Source organism: Aquimarina sp. AD1 (genome assembly GCF_003443695.1).
GTDB classification, from domain to species: domain Bacteria; phylum Bacteroidota; class Bacteroidia; order Flavobacteriales; family Flavobacteriaceae; genus Aquimarina; species Aquimarina latercula.
In genome coordinates this window covers 4394626-4413390 of the sequence record NZ_CP031966.1, presented here as the reverse complement: position 1 = coordinate 4413390, position 18765 = coordinate 4394626, and the positions used below count along the sequence as shown (strand labels likewise).

Here is an 18765-nt window from a genome sequence, read left to right as displayed (position 1 = left end):
ATAGAGATGAAATATTATCTTATTGTAGGAGAAGCATCTGGTGATTTACACGGTGCAAACCTTATGAAATCTATTCTTAAAGAAGATCCCGAAGCAGAATTTAGGTTTTGGGGAGGAGATTTAATGCAATCAGTGGGAGGTACCATGGTTCTGCATTATAAAGAAAGAGCCTTTATGGGGTTTTTTGAAGTTATTCTAAATCTATTTAAGATTTTAGGTTTTATAAAACAATGTAAAAAAGACATTGAGCAATATAATCCAGATGCATTAATTCTAATCGACAATTCAGGTTTTAATCTTCGTATTGCCGAATGGGCAAAACCAAAAGGCTATCTAACACATTATTACATAAGCCCCCAAGTATGGGCATCAAGAGCTGGAAGAGTCAAGACCATTAAAGCCAATGTTGATCATATGTATGTAATATTACCTTTTGTATCAGATTTTTATAAAAAATATGATTACGAGGTTAATTTTGTTGGACACCCACTTATCGATGCTATTGCGGATCATACTCAAGTAATGCCAGATAATTTCAAAAAACAATATCATTTAGATGAGCGCCCGATAATTGCAATATTACCAGGAAGTAGAAAGCAAGAAATCAGAAAAATGCTTGAAGTAATGCTCAGTGTGGTGGATGATTTTCCTTCTTACCAATTTGTTATTGCTGGAGCTCCTAGTCAAGACGAAAAATTTTATGAGCCATTTATAAAAAAGGAAGGGGTACATTTAATTATGAATCGTACCTATGATGTTTTAAGTTTGAGCAATGCTGCTTTAGTAACTTCTGGAACAGCAACATTAGAAACAGCTTTATTTAAAGTTCCACAGGTGGTATGCTATAAAGGAAATACAATATCATACCATATTGCCAAAAGAATTATCAATCTAGAATATATTTCTTTGGTAAACTTAATAATGGACAAACCTGTGGTTAAAGAGTTAATTCAAGGTGATTTTAATAAAAAACAATTAAAAGAAGAGCTTACGAAAATATTAGATGATTATAAGAGAGCCGTAATGTTCTTAGAATACTATGATTTAGAAAAGAAACTTGGTGGTAAAGGAGCTAGTGATAAAACTGCCAATTTAATTGTAGAAACTATAAAATAAAAAGCCCCAAAATGAATAATAAGTTATTTTATTTTTTACTTGTAGCATCTATTACGCTCACCTCTTGTGGAGGTGCTAAAAAGAGAAGTACTGTTTCAAGAAAAACCGAAAACACATCTAAAACTAAAAGAGTAACACCCAAAAACAAAAAGATCAATAGTATTATTGATTATGCCAAGACATTTGAGGGTACTCGATATAAATATGGTGGCACTACCAAAAAAGGAATGGATTGCTCTGGGTTAATTTACACATCTTTTAAAAAGGAAGAGGTTGTCTTACCGAGAACCTCTAGAGCTATGTCTGTTCAAGGAAAAAAAATATCTCTAAAAAATGTTACTGTTGGAGATCTTTTGTTTTTTAGAACAAACAAAAATAAAAACGCAATAAATCATGTTGGCCTAGTAGTAAAAACTGGAAAACGAATAGAGTTTATTCATGCCTCTACATCTAAGGGAGTTACTATATCAAGTTTAGATGAAAGATATTGGAACAATTGTTTTGCCGGAATTAGGAGAATCTTATAAAATTATTTTCTGTTTTCTTACTTTTTTACTTTATTGACCTTAAATTCCCCATAATTATTTTAAATTAGTGTATTAAAAATCATTCATTTATCATGGAATACTCATTAGATCCCTTAGAAGTAAAAAAAGTTATTGATGCTAAAGTAAATGGGCAAGAATTTGATGAGAATCAGTTCATCTATTATCATCTTAATAGAAATCTTTTTAATGTAAAAAAAGAGGTTACTACATTAACTCATTATATGGGTAATAAGTTTCGAGATAATAAAGGATATATATGGGAAGAAGCTCCTAGGTTTAAGAACTGGTATCACACACCTAAATCTAATTATTTTGGAAGCTTAGTCGGTATGAAACCATATAGTCGAAAATTTTTGCGCCCAGATAAAGAGACTGGTATTGGAGGTGAATTTGAAATGATTATTCGTCATGATGGAAAACGAATAGATGCACTAACACACGAAGGATATCAGGAAACATATAATTTTGGACCTACAAATAATTCAAAATTACATATTCTCCTTGATGTAGATCCACATGGACCACATCCCGATTACACAGTAAAAATAGACACTGGTAAAGTCACTATAAAAGACAAGAAGAGAGAACTTTCCGGAGCCATTAGAAGAAGAAACCGAATAAGAAAGTAATTCTTTTCAATTTTACCTTTAGCAATTTCTTTACAAAACCTATCAATTCTTAAGGGAATCATGTTTTAGGTTAGCTTAAAATACCAAGAAAACAAAAATCTACAGGTAACATATTTAGTTTATACGACACGATTAGTTATAGGTCCTAAAAGCCTATTAATTATCAATAGGTGTATAAATTACGTAACATTCCATTTTTATTCTTAACCCTTTCCTTGATTACAGGAATTATTATCGGTCAATACACTACTATTGGATTGAGATTTATTCTTATATGTCAAATAATTGCAATACTAGGACTACTAAGTTCCTGGTGGTATGCAAAAAAAATATTCAGAAGCTCTATTAGTTTCAGTTTTTTGGTAGTTATTACTTTTACAATGTTTGGGATTACTATGGTTAAAATTAATAATCCAAAAAATAACTCTGAACATTACACCCATCTAATTGAACAAGACAACAATCCGACGGTATTAAATTTTCACATAAAGGAAAGACTAAAACCAAGTACATATTATGAAAAATATATTGTAAGTCTTTCATCAATAAATAAAGAGAACGTTAATGGAGAATTTCTATTACAAATAGTAAAAGATAGTGTAAATCATAAATTGATAACAGGTGACTCCTATATTACATTTAACACTTTGGAGTCAATACCTACTGCTTTAAATCCGAATCAATTTGATTATGCTAACTATTTAAAGCAACAATATATTTTTCATAAAATAAGTTTAGAGCACAAAGAATTAATCCCCACAAACTCTCCTGTATTTTCAATTTACCGAATTGCACATATCATTAGAACGGATATATATCAAAAACTCGCATTGTATAATTTTAGTAATAAACAATTATCTATTCTTAACGCACTCCTTTTAGGTCAAAGACAAGATATAGATTCTGCCACTTTTAAAGATTATCGTGATGCCGGAGCCATTCATATATTAGCTATTTCTGGATTACATATTGGAATCTTATTAATTATTCTAAGTTCGATCCTAAAACCTCTTGATTACTTTACTAAAAATGGTAAAGTGGTTAAAACCATATTCATTATTTTACTTTTATGGTGTTTTGCTATTATCGCAGGTTTATCTCCCTCAGTACTTAGAGCAGTAACCATGTTCTCTTTTGTAGCTATAGGAATGCATATTAGATCAAAAACAAGCATTTACAATTCTTTAATTGTTTCCATGTTTATTCTATTATGCTTACGTCCGTTATTATTATTCTCAATTGGATTTCAATTAAGTTATTTAGCAGTATTTTCAATAGTTTGGATACAACCATCATTGGTTAAATTATATACTCCTAGATTCTTTATTGATAAAAAACTATGGGAAACTCTTACAGTTACAATAGCAGCACAACTTGGTTTATTACCGCTATTATTATTCTATTTTCATCAATTTCCTTTACTATTTTTTATTTCTAACCTTATAATCATCCCTTTTTTAGGAATTATTCTCGGATTAGGAATAATAGTAATATTCTTAGCAGAAATGCAATTGTTAACAGATTGGATAGCCCTTACATTTGGAAACTTTATTAACCTAATGAATTTTATTGTTCATAAAGTTTCTGAACAAGAAAAGTTTATAATAACAAATATTTATTTTTCATCCAAAATGCTGATTACAGCATATGGTTGTATTATTTCTTTAATATTCTTACTCAAGAAAAGATATACCATAAGAGTTTTGACTGTATTAATAAGTAGTCTTCTTTTTTTATCAACTGTAATTTATGAAAGACATCTAAATCTAGGTAAAGAAGAACTCATTATCTTCCATAATTATCGGAACTCTACATTAGGCGTTTTACAAAATCAATATCTAAGATTATTCTCTAAAGATTCTATTTCCATTAGCACTAAAACGTACTTACTAAAAAACTATCTAATTGAAAATGATTCCAAACTTCTCAGTACCGAAAAGCTAAATAACATCTATTATTATAAGACTAAAATAATATTAGTAATTGATAACTCTGGAATCTATAAACTCGAAAAATTACACCCTGATATAATTGTTCTAACTAATTCTCCAAAACTTCATATTGAGAGAATGATTCAAACCTTACAACCAACACTAATCGTTGCAGATGGTAGTAATTATAAAAGTTATCTCGATCAGTGGGAAAAGAGTTGTTTAAAACAAAACATCCCTTTTCATCGCACAGACAAAAAGGGAGCTTTTATATTGAACTAAAATTTTATAAATTATTCTAGAAATCGGATACCTCTGCAAGTAATTCTTCTACTGGAATATCCATTACTTCTTTTACAATTTTATGGATATCTGGGACAACAGTCCTTGCTAATTTTGTTGGACTATTAAAAAGAATAGTTATTCCGAGATCCTCTTGTGGAAAAATAGCTATTTCACTTCTAAAACTATTTACATGACCACCGTGATGAATCATTCTGCTTGATTCCCCTGTTTTTCTATTTTTAAAATCATGAATACGCCATCCATGTGCATATTGAGATTCTTTATGACCCGCCCATTTCTGGTAATATTTACTTTTTCCTGGTAGATTAATTATTGGATTAAAAACTTTATTTAATCCATCCGAATTCATTACACTAGGATTATGTCCTAATAAAAATCGCATCCATTTCGCCATATCAGTTACACTGGCATTTACGCCTCCAGCCGGAATTGCGTTGTAGTATTTTTGATTAAGTTTTAGAGATTTCCAGCGTCTACCATATTTTCTATGTGGCATTGCTACATTAGAAGCGGTTTTTAAAGAATTATGATCTGTAGATGCATTATACATGTTTAGTGGTTCAAAAATCTTTTCTGCAATCGCTTCTCCATAGGACTTCCCACTCACCTGCTCTATCATTGCTCCACTCAGAGCAAATACTGCATTTTGATAACTATAAATATTGCCTGGTTTAGCTATAGTTCTGATACTTTTAAACTGACCCGCTATGGTATTTAAATCAATCCCATCTTCTACCAAATTTGTAAAACTATGATATGGTAAGCCAGAAGAATGTGATAAAATATGTGATAAGGTTACACTGTCTGTCCATTTCTTATTAGCCAACTCAAAATTAGAAACATAATCATGTACCTTATCTTCCCAACTAAGCAAACCTTCTTCTACATATATCCCAGATAGTACTCCAGCAAAACCTTTAGAAACAGAACCTATTCTAAAAATGGTTTCTTCGTCTATCGTTTCTTTTCGTGAAGCATTTCTTTTTCCAAAACCACCTAAATAAATAACAGAATCACATTTTACGATACTAACTCCTGCTCCTACAATTTTGTGTTGTTTTAATGCTTTATCAAAATATTTCTCTACGGCTTCAACTAAAAGCTCTTTCTGTCTATCAGATATTGGATTTTTAAAAAAATCTACCGAAGCTTGTACTTTTACTGGTTTTAATTCTTTAGTCGTTTTGGTCTTCTCTATTTTATTAGCAGAGATAAGAGGGAAAAGCAATGCAATTAACAGCAACATTGAAGGGGCAATGATGAAACGTTTTTTCATATCAGGTTAAGCTCTAGTAAAATATTAAAGTCAAAAAAATGGGGAGACTCTTAATACTTTTATGTAACGATTTGGTTTATTAATTATTTCAATTCTGACCAAATATAACGATTATATGCAAATATCATCGTTGAAATACATTTTATTATAAATTTTAACACTTTTTAACCGCTATGTGGATTTATAAGGGTTTCATATGAAGGAAAAAACTTTCAAAAAAAGAATTATAATATTAAGACAGCTTAATATCTTCTTTAAAAAGCATATGTATATACTCTGCATGGATATCTGCATTGTGCTTACTCTCTAAACAATGAAATAATAAATGAATCAAACCGTAATCGCCTAGACAATCTCTATACTCATCTTGCTCTTTATTCTTCACCCAAAGAATAAAACTACACAAATGCCCTATCTCACCTAGCTTATCAGGTCTTTTTAGACATTTTTTAAACTCTTTTAACTCCATCATAGCGTACTCATTATACTTTTGCTTACAAAAGTTATAATCAAATGTGTGCTTATATGATCTAAGCTTCCTGTTCTGTATTTCATACTTAATACCACTCATAAGGTAAATTTCTTCAATTAGGTATTGGTGTTACGCATATAGTATATTTTGTTATACAATAACAAAACACACTCCAAGATTGCTTTTTTAAGATTCTTTTAATGAAGTTTAACGAATCTATAAATAGGAATTATTCCAAAACAAAGATACAAAATTAGGAATTATTCCTAGTTTATTTAACGTATTATTTTCAGTATATAACTAAAAAAATTCCCTCTCATCAATAAGACAAAAGAGAATTTAAAATTAATAACCGGTAAGATACTATCTGTTATATTGTTTTGATAATGGAAACAGAAATTTCAACCCCAGAAGTATTTAATGTTCGTAAATGAGAAGGTAACGCGTCTATGGTATTCGGTCCAAATGATTTTGCTTCTAACTCTAATTGCCTATATCTAATACCTGGCTCTAGAAAAATCACATCTGACAATTTCAATCTTAGTTTGGCATCTATATGAAAACCTAAATTCGTCTCATATTCAATCGGATCTGCAGAAAAATCATTTTCAGTAATTCTTAATTTTCCAGGAATACTATAATTACCCCCAACACCTATTACAATCCCGTGTAACGTATTTTCCGAAAATTTGAAAAACTTATTTATTCCCAAAGTAAAAAAGGCTCTGCCAAAAGTAACAGAGCTTTTATTAGATCCGTTTGTACCACTCTGCAATTGAAGGGCTAAATTATACTGATATCCTAATGTTCCGTAACCTGATAACCCGTTAAAAAACCTATATTCTGCACCAACTTCAAGTCCCATTCCACCTCCTGGACTATAAGCCAAACTTCCTCCATTATAATCAATCGATTCATAATTAAATCCGATACTTCCATTTAACCTACCAATTAAATTTAATTCCTGTGCTGTTCCACTAGTAAACAATGTACAAAAGAGTACAAGACTCCATATAATTTTCTTCATTTTATGATGTTTAGTTTTATTCGTCCTTATAAGTGTCTAAAAACAATAAAATGTTACCTCTGTTATCATATAAACTTCAAACAAATCCATATCATTCACAAAGCCAAACAACTATAATCAAAAAACCCTCTTATCAGATAGACAAGAGGGTTTTCTATAATTAAAATATATTCTTTAATTACTAAATGTACTCACAAATGATTGTTCATACTGCTGCCAAGCCTCTGCACTTGTTAATTTCTTATAATCATTAGTATGAATCATCTTTAAGTAAATTTCCAATTGCTGTGGTGTTTTATACCCCACCACTGGAGCAATCAAATTGCCTGATTCATCAAAAAAAACAATACTAGGATATCCACTTATTTTTAAGGCATTAGCAAAAAAATGTTGACTATTTCTACCTTTTCTATCAGGATTGTGATTAGGATTGGTATAGGTAAAATCGTTATACTTTATCTCTTCAGTACCTTCTCCATTAAATTTTACAGCATAATAATTAGAATTAACGTATTCTACTACGTCTTTATTATGAAAAGTTTTTTTGTCTAACAATTTACACGGCCCACACCAATCGGTATATACATCCATAAAAATCTTCTTTGGCTTTTTCTTTTGCGCCTCCAATGCTTCATTCATCGACATCCAATTGATCTCTTGCGCCTGGGATTGCAAAACAAGTAGAAATCCAAATAGTAAAAGTAGGTTTTTCATCTGTTCAAAATTTGTATTTACATATTAGTCGAAACAAAAACTGTTCCTTATTAAAAACTTCACCCGTTTTGGGTAACGGGTAAAGTAGTGTTTTAGTATTAACGAATTCCGTGCATCATTCTCAATAAGGTCTTATTTAGAACAAGCATAACAACTCCTGCACCTGCAGGTATTATAGTAAACATTAAGAAGAACACACTCATTCCGTACTCTTCTACTATTGGATCAATAAAACTACCTGTTACACCAGCCATTGTATTAGCAATAAAGTTCGCTACAAACCAGATTCCAAACATTAACCCTACGTACTTTACAGGAGCTAATTTACTAACATATGATAGTCCAACTGGTGAGATACAAAGCTCTCCAAGCGTATGAAATAAATATGCCAATATTAAGAAAATCATACTAACAGAAGCTGTTTTAGCCCCTAAAGGTATTCCCATAGATCCAAACGCTAATATTCCAAAACCTAAACCTAATAATATTAATCCGATTGCAAATTTAACAGGTCCTGTTGGGTTATACTTACTTTGCCATATTTTAGAAAAAAGTGGTGCAAAGGCAATAATAAAGAATGAATTTAGAATACCAAACCAAGAAGCAGGAACATCTGCCGAGTCAGCAACGAACTCTCTCTGTAACATCCAGATCACTATACCCCATATAATTGCAAAACCTGCTCCTAGTAAAATATTAGATAAAGAATATTTTCCAAAGGTTTGTTTAAATAATAACATTAGCACCCAAGTTATTATTAACATAGGTACTACTGTCAATACAGTATTTGATATTTTAAAGATCATAGCTCCGTTCCCTTCAAGAACCCTATCCGTATAATCAGAAGCAAATATAGTCATAGAACCTCCAGCCTGTTCAAAAGCCCACCAGAAAAAGATAACAAAGAAAGAGAAAACACCAATTACGATTAATCTATCACTAGTAACTTTAGATTTTTTAGATTCATCAATAATATCTTCGATTGCATCTTGTGTATTTTCTATAGAATCTTCAATTACATCATCTAAATCTTCCATCTTTTTTGGAGAAAGACCAATATTCGCAAAAATTCCCTGTGCAAAATAAAATTGTAACATTCCTATAAACATAAAGATTCCAGCTAAACCAAAACCATAATGCCATCCTACTTTCTCTCCTATATATCCACAAAGTAAAATTCCAAGAAAAGCACCTGCATTAATTCCCATATAAAAAATGGTATACCCTGCATCTTTTTCTTTCCCTTGAGTTTTGTATAACTGACCAACCATTGAAGAAATATTCGGTTTAAAAAGTCCATTACCAATAATCAAAAGTCCTAATCCAGCATAAAAGAATAAATCAGCAGTAACTTCTAAAGCCATTGATGCATGCCCCAATGTCATTAATAAGGCCCCTAAAACAACGGCATTTCGATACCCCATAATTTTATCAGCTATCAAACCTCCTAAAATTGGAGTAATATAAACCAATCCCGTATACCATCCATAAAGCAATAGTGCACTATCTCTTTCCCAGCCCCAGCCACCATCTACGATCGAAGCTACAAGAAATAAAACAAGTAAAGCACGCATTCCATAGTACGAAAAACGTTCCCACATCTCTGTAAAGAAGAGTACAAAAAGCCCTGAAGGATGTCCTAAAACGGTTCTTTGGTTTATCTCTGAACCTCCAAATTTAAATTCCATATTCAATTATTAAGTTAGTAAAATTTATAAGTTGTTTAATGATTATAAGTTCGCTTTAATAAAATTAGTCATCTTATTATACAGATGTAATCGTGTATTACCTCCATAAATTGCATGATTCTTATCCGGGTATATTGCCCAATCAAAATCTTTATTTTTCTGTACCAACGCTTCGATCAAACGCATAGTATTTTGAACATGTACATTATCATCTGCACTACCGTGCACTAGTAAAAATTTTCCTTTTAATCCATCAACAAAATTGATTGGAGAATTATCGTCATACCCTTTCGCATTCTCCTGTGGAGTCATCAAATATCGTTCCGTATAGATTGTATCATAAAACCTCCAACTTGTAACAGGAGCAACTGCAATACCCATCTTAAAAGTATCAGGCGCTTTAAACAAACAATTACTAGACATGAAACCACCATAACTCCATCCCCAAATACCAATTCTGGATGCATCAATATAATCTAAAGCTCCTAGTTGTTTTGCTGCTGCGATCTGATCCTGAACTTCTAAATTCCCTAAATCATTTTGTGTAACTTTCTTAAATTTAGCTCCTTTAAACCCTGTTCCTCTTCCATCTACACAAACAACAATATATCCTTGTTGTGCTAACATCATATACCAATAATCATTACTCCTATTCCAAGAATTACTAACTGATTGAGATCCTGGTCCAGAGTATTGATACATAAACAGTGGATACTTCTTAGCAGGATCAAAATCCTTTGGCTTGATTGTCCACATATTTAATGTTTCGCCGTTAATATCTATCGTAGAAAATTCTTTTGGTCTTACATCATATTCTGCAAGTTTATCTTTTAATGCTTGATTGTTTTTAATCTCACGAATTACCGCTCCATCTGCAGCATTATTTAAAGTAAACTCAAAAGGAGTAGATGTATTTGAGAAATAATTGATGTATTGACTAAAATCTGCGCTAAAATCTGCTTCATTAGTCCCTTCTTTAGTACTTAATCTCTTCTTGTTTTTTCCATCTAAACCAATTGAATAGATATCTCTATTGATATTCTTGTTTTCTACACTTTGATAAAAAATACTTTTATTTTTTGCATCGTATCCATAATAATCTGTTACTTCCCAAGAACCACTAGTAATTTGATTAATCAATTCTCCTGATTCTTTATAATGGTAAATATGATTGTACCCATCCTTTTCGCTAGTCCAAATGAAACTATTATCTTCTAAAAAGGTAAGATTATCGGTAACATCAATATACGCTTCATCCTTCTCGTTAAGCACAATTTTTGGAGTTTTTGTTTTCGCATCTACAAAAATTAAATCCAGATTATTTTGATGCCTGTTTAATACTTGTACACTCAAAATATCTGGATTTGTAGACCATTTAATTCTTGGTATATAAAAATCTTTATACTCTCCTAATTTCACTTTATCTAAAGACATACTTCCTAAATCGGCTATGTGTAATGAAACTTTAGCATTTTTTTCTCCAGCTTTAGGGTATTTAAATACATCTTGTTTTTGATATAATTGTGCACCATATACATCCATTGAAAATTCTGGAACCTCTTTTTCGTCAAATCTTATAAATGCTACCTTATTACTATCAGAACTCCAATCAAATGCTCTTACAAATGCAAATTCCTCTTCATATACCCAATCGGTAATACCATTGATAACTTCATTCTTTTTTCCATCATCTGTTAACTGAATCTCTTCTCCGGTAACAAAATTTAAAACATATATATTATTATCTAATACATATGCTATCTTATTTCCATCAGGCGATAACGCAGGTGATTGTATTTTACTGTCACTAATCTTAAAACTACTATTGGAAGCCACATCAAACAAATGATAAATTCCTCTTGACGAACGACGATAGATTTGTTCTAACTCACTTGCAAGTAAAACTCTCTTCTCATCTTTACTAAATTCATACCCTTGAAAAAACTTCAGGTCGTCTATAAAAGAGGATTTGATTAATGTATTTGCCTTTTCTCCAGTGGCATAGTCATAAACTTCGATAGAAGTTTCACCAGAAGTATTATCTCTTTCTAAAACCGAATATTGCGTACCATTATTCATGGAATGCAAGGATTGTAACCTTTCAGTTGTAAATGCTCCTCCCCATATTTCTTCTAATATAAATGCTTTGTCTTGCGCTATAGTAACAAAACTTATAAAAAATGCTATTCCAAAAAACAATCGGGTAATCTTCATATCTTAATTTCAATAAAAAAAATGTTAGCGCCAAGAATACTAAAAAATCCGTGAAAAATACAACAATTGACGTTAAATACCATAAAATGGAATGCGAGAAACGAATATTTATTAGCATATCATTAATAAAACCTTGTGAATAGATAGAATAATATACTTTTAAAATAACGGGATATTGCATTTATGAATTCATAAAAATCGTTTGAAACAAAACAGAATAGTATCTTTGACCCCTTATAGTAAAAAAACAATATGGCTCCAGTAGTTTCTGGCTTCTCTAAGCTTTCTAAAGACGAAAAAATAAATTGGTTGGTTAAACATCATTTTAATAATGACACAAACACCATCGATATTATTAAAACTTATTGGAATTCTGATGAAAAACTTCAGCAGTTGCACGATGAGTTTACGGAGAATACTATATCCAATTATTATTTACCTTTTTCTGTAGCTCCAAATTTTTTAATTAATAATGAACGTTTTACTATTCCAATGGCTATAGAAGAAAGTTCTGTAGTTGCTGCAGCAAGCAAAGCAGCTAAATTTTGGCAAAGTAGAGGTGGTTTTAATGCCGAAGTATTATCTACTACAAAAGTCGGACAGGTACATTTTACATTTTCTGGAGACAATGAAAAGTTAAGAAGATTCTTTAAAAATATCAAGTCTGATCTTATTTCCTCAGCTTCCCATATTACTAAAAACATGGAAAAACGAGGTGGCGGAATTATAGATATTGAGCTTAGAGATAAATCATCAGAACTAGAAAACTACTATCAACTTCATTGTACTTTTAGTACTGTTGATGCCATGGGAGCAAATTTTATAAACTCTTGTTTAGAGCAGTTTGCTGATTTCCTAACCAATGCAGCGACTACCTATAACGAATTTTCTGAAGCTGAAAAAAAGATAGAAATTATCATGAGCATACTTTCTAATTATGTCCCAGAATGCATAGTTAAAGCTTCTGTTTCTTGCTCCATTGATGATTTACCAAGTATAAACAACTTAACCTCTTTACAGTATGCTCAGAAATTTGTAAGAGCTGTACAAATTGCAAAAATAGAACCATACAGAGCTGTTACTCATAATAAAGGGATCATGAATGGTATTGATGCGGTTGTATTAGCAACAGGAAATGATTTTAGAGCTATTGAAGCGGGAGCTCATGCATATGCTTCTAAAGATGGTAAATATTCTAGTCTAACAGCGGCTAAAATTGAAAATAATGTATTTCATTTTTCAATACAAATCCCTTTAGCTCTTGGTACAGTTGGGGGTTTAACTACATTGCATCCACTAGTAAAACTCGCCTTAAGTTTACTTGGAAGTCCCAATGCAAAAAAACTTATGGAAATTACCGCAGTAGCAGGACTTGCTCAAAATTTTGCTGCCATCAATTCCCTTATTACTACCGGGATCCAACAAGGCCATATGAAAATGCATTTAATGAATATCCTCAATCAGTTTCAAGCCACTAATGATGAAAAAGAAAAATTAGTTGAGCATTTTAAAACTAATACCGTAACACATAGTGAGGTAGTACTACAAATCGAAAAACTACGAAATTAAACCTACTTCTACTTTTCTTATTTTGGAATAGTTTGTCATACTAGGGTAATTATACCGTTTATTATTAAAACTCGTATTTGGATTTTGGTTTGGTCAACAACTAAAGTCATTCATCTAAATTGCGTTTCTGATTTTAACTATGCAGACAAAACTATATCTACTTTTCTCATTCTATAAAAAGCATTTTTACGTCCTCACCTTTGTTACACTTTTACTTTTATTTAAAGAAAAAAACACAACGCTCGCTTTTATAATCTTAATAAAGTTTGTGTATTTCTTAGGACTAAAAATTTGGCATAAATTAGTCTCTTATACAAATATGGAGGTTTCGTTTACTGATCGTTTCTTCTTTTATGAAAACCTAGGACTACATAATTTACATCTTTTTTTGTTTGGATTTTTATTTGATAGTATAGCTTCTGTTATGACTTTTTACTCATTTCAATATTTTATAAGATGATCCTAGAAATTGACAACGTAGAATTATCATATAACAATAAATTCATTCTAAATGGAGTATATGTTAAAGCTGAAAAAGGAAGAGTTACAGGAATACTTGGAAGAAATGGCTCAGGAAAGAGTAGCTTGCTAAAGATAATATTTGGGCATCTAAAACCTCAAAACAAATTGATTCGTATTAACAAAAAGAACAAAGCCAGACCTCTCTATCTTTCAGGAAAAGTAAAATATTTATCCCAAAAAGATACAATTCCAAAAAATATTTCTCTCGAAAAAGTTTTTAATTTATTTAACCTCAGCTGGGAATCTTTTACGATCATATTCGAACCATTTCAAAAGTATCAAAACCCAAAAATATATGATCTTTCGGGAGGTGAAAAAAGAGTTATAGAAACATATCTTATGTTAATGAGTCCAGGAGAAATAGCATTATTAGATGAACCTTTTTCAAATATTGCACCTCTATATATAGAGACCTTTATAGAACTTATTAAGCAAGAAAAGAAAAACAAAATTATCATCCTAACAGATCATATGTATCGTTATATCCTTGACATATCAGATGATATATACCTATTAACCAATAGCACTTCTACACGTATTAAAAACCCTACCGAACTGGTCGGCTATGGTTACTTAAACAGTTTCTAAGTCTCTCCTTCATTTAGAAAAAACTGTATTCAACATAAGTTAATAACTAATATATTTAGAGTATTCTTATTTATTAAATGTAGTAATAAAGTAAATTTGTTTCTAGTTAAGACAAAATTATATGTTGAAAAAATCATTTTATAGTCACGGCAAACTTCTACTAACTTCAGAATACCTTGTTCTTGATGGCATCAAAGCACTAGCATTACCTACAAAACTTGGACAATGGTTAAAAGTTGAAGAAAATGATTCTGATCATATTTCTTGGAAAAGCTTTGATAAAGATGATGATTGCTGGTTCGAAACGATTATTAAACTCCCTTTAGCAATTTCTGAAGCTAATTCATCTAACACCAGTTTTTTAACAGACGAAGAAGGTTTAGGCATTTCCGAAACACTTTTAGAAATACTGAAAGTAGCTCAGGAACTAAATCCTGATTTTCTTTCTGGCGAAAAAGGGTATTACGTAAAAACCCATTTAGAGTTTAATCGCAAGTGGGGATTAGGCTCTTCTTCAACACTTATAAATAATATTGCTCAATGGGCAGATGTCAATGCTTTTACATTATTAAAAAAAAGCTTTGGAGGAAGCGGTTATGATATTGCTAGCGCACAACACACTACACCAATCTTATATATCCGAAAAGAAGATACTCCTGTAATTAGCATTGCAGAATTTGATCCTATTTTTAAAGATCATTTGTTTTTTGTTTACCTTAATCAAAAACAAGATAGCAAACAATCCATCAAACACTATCAGTCTTTGCCGCTTAAGGATTTTGATGTAGCTTCGGAAAAAATTAAAGAAATTACCAATTCACTAATTGATTGCTCCTCGTTAGAAGAATTTTGTGACCTTATTGATTTACACGAACAAACAATATCTAAAATTATTAAAACGCCTACCGTAAAATCTACCTTATTTTCGGATTATTCCGGAAGTATAAAAAGCCTTGGTGGATGGGGTGGAGATTTTGTCCTAGCTACTGGAACTATTTCTGATATGAATTATTTTTCTAATAAAGGTTATAAAACTATTATACCTTATTCTAAAATGGTACTGTAATGTTTTTTTTGAAAAATGGATGATTTGCATTTTTTTACTAGTAAATGACATTCGTTCCTCTATATAAAATATCTATAATACAGGTTTTTTACACCTTTAATATTTTTCAAAACATCACCTATAAGCTAGGTGTTTAGAAGAGTTTTTACATCTTCATCATCATTCAAAACATCGTGTTCATAAAATGTAAAGATTGCGATATAAATACAATACCACTATTCTGCGTTATCTTTAATAATTGACTTGAGAAATTAATGAATTAAATAATTAAATGAAGCTTTAAATAGGTTGGTAACACATATCACAAAATCTATAGAAAGAAAAAGTTACTTAAAATTGAGCACAAAGTTTTCGTGACTTTTTAAATTTTATCTTTTAAACAACTCCACAATAACTTAACTTCTTTTAAATACAATATCTCATTAATTTCTCAAGTCAAAACATGAAAAATAACCCTTAAAATTCAAAAAAATTGTCCCAATGAAACAAAGAATTCTGTTTACCATCGCCCTTTCATTCTTAATTGCTTTTATAGGCAATAGTCAAATTATCTATAGTGATAATTTTGACGAAAACATATTAAGTGTAGAGCCTACTTCTGCATATGCCGTATCATTATCTAATGATAATTTATCAATCAATGCTAATGGTACAGCAGGAGCTTTTAGCCCATTTAAATATACACTACACAACAATGGTTCTGATATATCAATAAATATATCAAACCAAACCAAACTATATATTAAAGTAATGGGTAGTTCGAATCCGGATTTAAGAATTGATATCCAAGATGAAGATGGTTTTGTATCTAATTTAAGCCCATTGTCCGTCAGAATAGACAATGAGTTTACTATTTACGAACTAGACTATTCTTCTAATTTACAGGATGGAGGTTATGGAGGTTCTGATTGCACACAAGCTACAGCTCCTTGTCCCGTAGATCCATCTAAAATAGCTTTTGTTCAATTTTTTGTAAATGCTGCAGAAGGAGGATACTCAGGAACTATTGAAATTGATTGGATTTCTTTTGGAGAACCTTTAGAAACACCTCCTCCACCATCCGCATATGAAGTTCGCTACAATCAAGTATCTTATATAGCAGGCAGAAATAAAACCATTAGTGTTGTAGCTCAAAGTAGTTTTAGCAATCAAGCATACACCATACTAGATAGCTCAAATAATACAGTATTATCTGGAACGACAGGAGCATCATCTTTATGGAGTGATTCTGGAGAACATATTGCGAATGTAGATATTTCTGAAGTGGACATCGAAGGAACATATCGTTTTCTAATAGATACTGAAGAAATTACCTTTAATGTAAGTATAGATGGATATGCGGAACTTAGAGAAGAAGCTTTTAAGTACTATTATTACAACCGTTCTTCTACGGCATTAGAGTCAACCCACGCAGGTATTTATGCAAGACCAGCAGGAACTCCAGATGACGTCGTTCGTGTGCATTCATCAGCAGCAACGTCTGCACGACCAGAGGGGACTGTAATATCTGCGCCAAAAGGATGGTATGACGCAGGAGATTACAACAAATACGTAGTAAATAGTGGAATTAGTACATATACCTTATTAGCTGCATATGAACATTATAAAACGGAATGGCAAAGCTTACAATATAATATTCCTGAACAAGGCGGAGATTTACCTGATATCTTAGATGAAGTTTTATGGAATTTAGATTGGATGTTAGACATGCAAGACCCGAATGATGGTGGAGTATACCATAAATTAACTGCTAAAAACTTCTCTGGAAGAGTTATGCCTGCCGCATATAATTTAGAAAGATTTGTTGTACAAAAATCAACTGCAGCAGCTTTAAATTTTGCTGCTGTAACCGCAGTGGCATCAAGAATATTTTCTGATTACGAAAGCGTAAGACCTGGATTTAGTGCACAATTAGAACAAGCAGCAAAAGATGCCTATTCTTGGGCAAAAGCTAATCCTGCTATTTATTATAGCCAAGGGAACGGAACACCTGTTTCCGATATTTCTACCGGAGAATACGGAGATACGAATGTTACCGATGAATTTCAATGGGCAGCAGTAGAACTATTTATTACAACTAGAGAAAATACCTATCGAGATGACATTGATGTAAGTTCTATTGGAGGGGGAACTCCAAGCTGGCCATATAGTGATCCTCTTGCACTAATTTCAATCGCTCAATACACTACCAGTTTAGCAAGTTCAATTAACGTTACTGCAGCCAATAGCACTTTAATAAGCACAGCTGATCAGTTAAAGAATCAGGTTAATACTTCTCCAATGAAAACTACAATGTCTACTAACGACTATTCTTGGGGTAGTAATGGAGCAGTAGGAAATCAATTAATCTTACTGATCAGAGCATATGAGTTGACTCAAGATGAGTCTTATTTAGACGCTGCTTATACAGCGATGGACTATATTTTTGGTAGAAACGGAACTGGATACTCTTATGTAACTGGATTTGGAGATACACAAGTATTCGAACCTCACCACAGAATATCTGATGCTGACGGTATTTCTGCTCCTATTCCTGGGATGATTGTAGGAGGACCGCAAAATGAAAACAACCCAGACACAGGTGATTGCACAGGTTCTGGAATTAATTTCCCTTCTAATTTGCCAGCTTCAAAATATGTAGACCACTGGTGTTCATATTCTACCAATGAAATTACTATTAATTGGAACGCCCCTCTAGTCTATGCAATGCACGCTTTAGATTTCTATCAAAAAGAATCAGCTACATTATCTATAAATGAGCTAGAAGAGAACATAAGTTCTGTCAAGATTTTCCCAAATCCTTCAAGTAGCATTTTAAATATAAAATTCTCAACAGACATAGCATCCTCGAATATCGAAATCTACTCGCTTCGAGGTAAAAAAGTCTTGTCAAAAAAAATAAACACTACTTCTTCCAGCATAGATATAAGTAACCTTACTACAGGACTCTATTTAGTTAAAGTAACTACTAAAAACCAAAGTTATACAACTAAAATTGCAAAGAAGTAAAACAATTTTAATGCAAACTCTAACTAAAAAATCACCCTATTTAATTATTAAAATTAAATAGGGTGATTTTATCTTTTTAGTAAGAAAACC

Annotated in this window: 14 protein-coding genes; 8 read left to right on the top strand and 6 right to left on the bottom strand. The window is 31.5% G+C overall.

Annotation, left to right across the window (positions count from 1 at the left end; all coding sequences use genetic code 11):
- Nucleotides 1-6: 6 nt before the first annotated feature.
- The 4 genes from lpxB (at nt 7) to D1815_RS18920 (ending at nt 4506) form a co-directional block, all read left to right on the top strand.
- Nucleotides 7-1116: a lipid-A-disaccharide synthase gene (gene lpxB, locus D1815_RS18935; protein ID WP_027393907.1), complete on the top strand. Its 1110-nt coding sequence runs from the start codon at nt 7-9 to the stop codon at nt 1114-1116.
- An 11-nt stretch (nt 1117-1127) separates the two neighbouring features.
- Nucleotides 1128-1643: a C40 family peptidase gene (locus D1815_RS18930; RefSeq protein ID WP_027393908.1), complete on the top strand. Its 516-nt coding sequence runs from the start codon at nt 1128-1130 to the stop codon at nt 1641-1643.
- Between the two features lie 92 nt (nt 1644-1735).
- Nucleotides 1736-2293 (top strand): hypothetical protein, encoded by a 558-nt coding sequence (locus D1815_RS18925; protein ID WP_027393909.1) that lies wholly within the window; start codon nt 1736-1738, stop codon nt 2291-2293.
- Between the two features lie 170 nt (nt 2294-2463).
- Nucleotides 2464-4506 (top strand): ComEC/Rec2 family competence protein, encoded by a 2043-nt coding sequence (locus D1815_RS18920; protein WP_118388909.1) that lies wholly within the window; start codon nt 2464-2466, stop codon nt 4504-4506.
- Between the two features lie 16 nt (nt 4507-4522).
- Here the strand turns inward: D1815_RS18920 and D1815_RS18915 are convergent, their stop codons facing one another.
- The 6 genes from D1815_RS18915 to D1815_RS18890 form a co-directional block, all read right to left on the bottom strand.
- Nucleotides 4523-5806 carry a serine hydrolase gene (locus tag D1815_RS18915; protein ID WP_118388908.1) on the bottom strand — a complete coding sequence of 428 codons (1284 nt, stop codon included), beginning with the start codon at nt 5804-5806 and terminating at the stop codon, nt 4523-4525.
- 232 nt (nt 5807-6038) lie between these two features.
- A complete protein-coding gene (locus D1815_RS18910; protein ID WP_027393912.1) occupies nt 6039-6377 on the bottom strand; it encodes a hypothetical protein in 339 nt (112 codons plus the stop codon).
- Nucleotides 6378-6648: 271 nt separating this feature from the next.
- Nucleotides 6649-7305 carry a hypothetical protein gene (locus tag D1815_RS18905; protein ID WP_035085780.1) on the bottom strand — a complete coding sequence of 219 codons (657 nt, stop codon included), beginning with the start codon at nt 7303-7305 and terminating at the stop codon, nt 6649-6651.
- Nucleotides 7306-7479: 174 nt separating this feature from the next.
- Complete coding sequence (locus D1815_RS18900; protein WP_027393914.1) at nt 7480-8019, bottom strand: thioredoxin family protein; 540 nt, start codon at nt 8017-8019, stop codon at nt 7480-7482.
- Between the two features lie 98 nt (nt 8020-8117).
- Entirely contained in the window at nt 8118-9707 is a 1590-nt protein-coding gene (locus D1815_RS18895) for a peptide MFS transporter (RefSeq protein WP_027393915.1), read from the bottom strand.
- Nucleotides 9708-9749: 42 nt separating this feature from the next.
- Entirely contained in the window at nt 9750-11921 is a 2172-nt protein-coding gene (locus D1815_RS18890) for a S9 family peptidase (protein ID WP_118388907.1), read from the bottom strand.
- A gap of 252 nt (nt 11922-12173) precedes the next feature.
- Between D1815_RS18890 and D1815_RS18885 the strand changes: the two genes are divergently transcribed.
- From D1815_RS18885 to D1815_RS18870, 4 genes are all read left to right on the top strand, one after another.
- Entirely contained in the window at nt 12174-13490 is a 1317-nt protein-coding gene (locus D1815_RS18885; RefSeq protein WP_118388906.1) for a hydroxymethylglutaryl-CoA reductase, degradative, read from the top strand.
- A 456-nt stretch (nt 13491-13946) separates the two neighbouring features.
- Entirely contained in the window at nt 13947-14600 is a 654-nt protein-coding gene (locus D1815_RS18880; protein ID WP_118388905.1) for an ATP-binding cassette domain-containing protein, read from the top strand.
- 121 nt (nt 14601-14721) lie between these two features.
- Nucleotides 14722-15666 carry a GYDIA family GHMP kinase gene (locus D1815_RS18875; protein ID WP_027393920.1) on the top strand — a complete coding sequence of 315 codons (945 nt, stop codon included), beginning with the start codon at nt 14722-14724 and terminating at the stop codon, nt 15664-15666.
- A 480-nt stretch (nt 15667-16146) separates the two neighbouring features.
- On the top strand, nt 16147-18675 hold the full coding sequence (locus D1815_RS18870) for a glycoside hydrolase family 9 protein (protein ID WP_118388904.1): 2529 nt from the start codon (nt 16147-16149) through the stop codon (nt 18673-18675).
- Nucleotides 18676-18765: the final 90 nt, after the last annotated feature.

Bases quoted from the DNA above. Each gene is read 5' to 3' on its own strand.
- lpxB (WP_027393907.1), top strand. From the start codon at position 7: ATGAAATATTATCTTATTGTAGGAGAAGCATCTGGTGATTTACACGGT.
- D1815_RS18875 (WP_027393920.1), top strand. From the start codon at position 14,722: ATGTTGAAAAAATCATTTTATAGTCACGGCAAACTTCTACTAACTTCA.
- D1815_RS18900 (WP_027393914.1), bottom strand. From the start codon at position 8,019: ATGAAAAACCTACTTTTACTATTTGGATTTCTACTTGTTTTGCAATCC.
- D1815_RS18905 (WP_035085780.1), bottom strand. From the start codon at position 7,305: ATGAAGAAAATTATATGGAGTCTTGTACTCTTTTGTACATTGTTTACT.
- D1815_RS18930 (WP_027393908.1), top strand. From the start codon at position 1,128: ATGAATAATAAGTTATTTTATTTTTTACTTGTAGCATCTATTACGCTC.
- D1815_RS18910 (WP_027393912.1), bottom strand. From the start codon at position 6,377: ATGAGTGGTATTAAGTATGAAATACAGAACAGGAAGCTTAGATCATAT.
- D1815_RS18885 (WP_118388906.1), top strand. From the start codon at position 12,174: ATGGCTCCAGTAGTTTCTGGCTTCTCTAAGCTTTCTAAAGACGAAAAA.
- D1815_RS18890 (WP_118388907.1), bottom strand. From the start codon at position 11,921: ATGAAGATTACCCGATTGTTTTTTGGAATAGCATTTTTTATAAGTTTT.
- D1815_RS18925 (WP_027393909.1), top strand. From the start codon at position 1,736: ATGGAATACTCATTAGATCCCTTAGAAGTAAAAAAAGTTATTGATGCT.
- D1815_RS18880 (WP_118388905.1), top strand. From the start codon at position 13,947: ATGATCCTAGAAATTGACAACGTAGAATTATCATATAACAATAAATTC.
- D1815_RS18870 (WP_118388904.1), top strand. From the start codon at position 16,147: ATGAAACAAAGAATTCTGTTTACCATCGCCCTTTCATTCTTAATTGCT.
- D1815_RS18915 (WP_118388908.1), bottom strand. From the start codon at position 5,806: ATGAAAAAACGTTTCATCATTGCCCCTTCAATGTTGCTGTTAATTGCA.
- D1815_RS18895 (WP_027393915.1), bottom strand. From the start codon at position 9,707: ATGGAATTTAAATTTGGAGGTTCAGAGATAAACCAAAGAACCGTTTTA.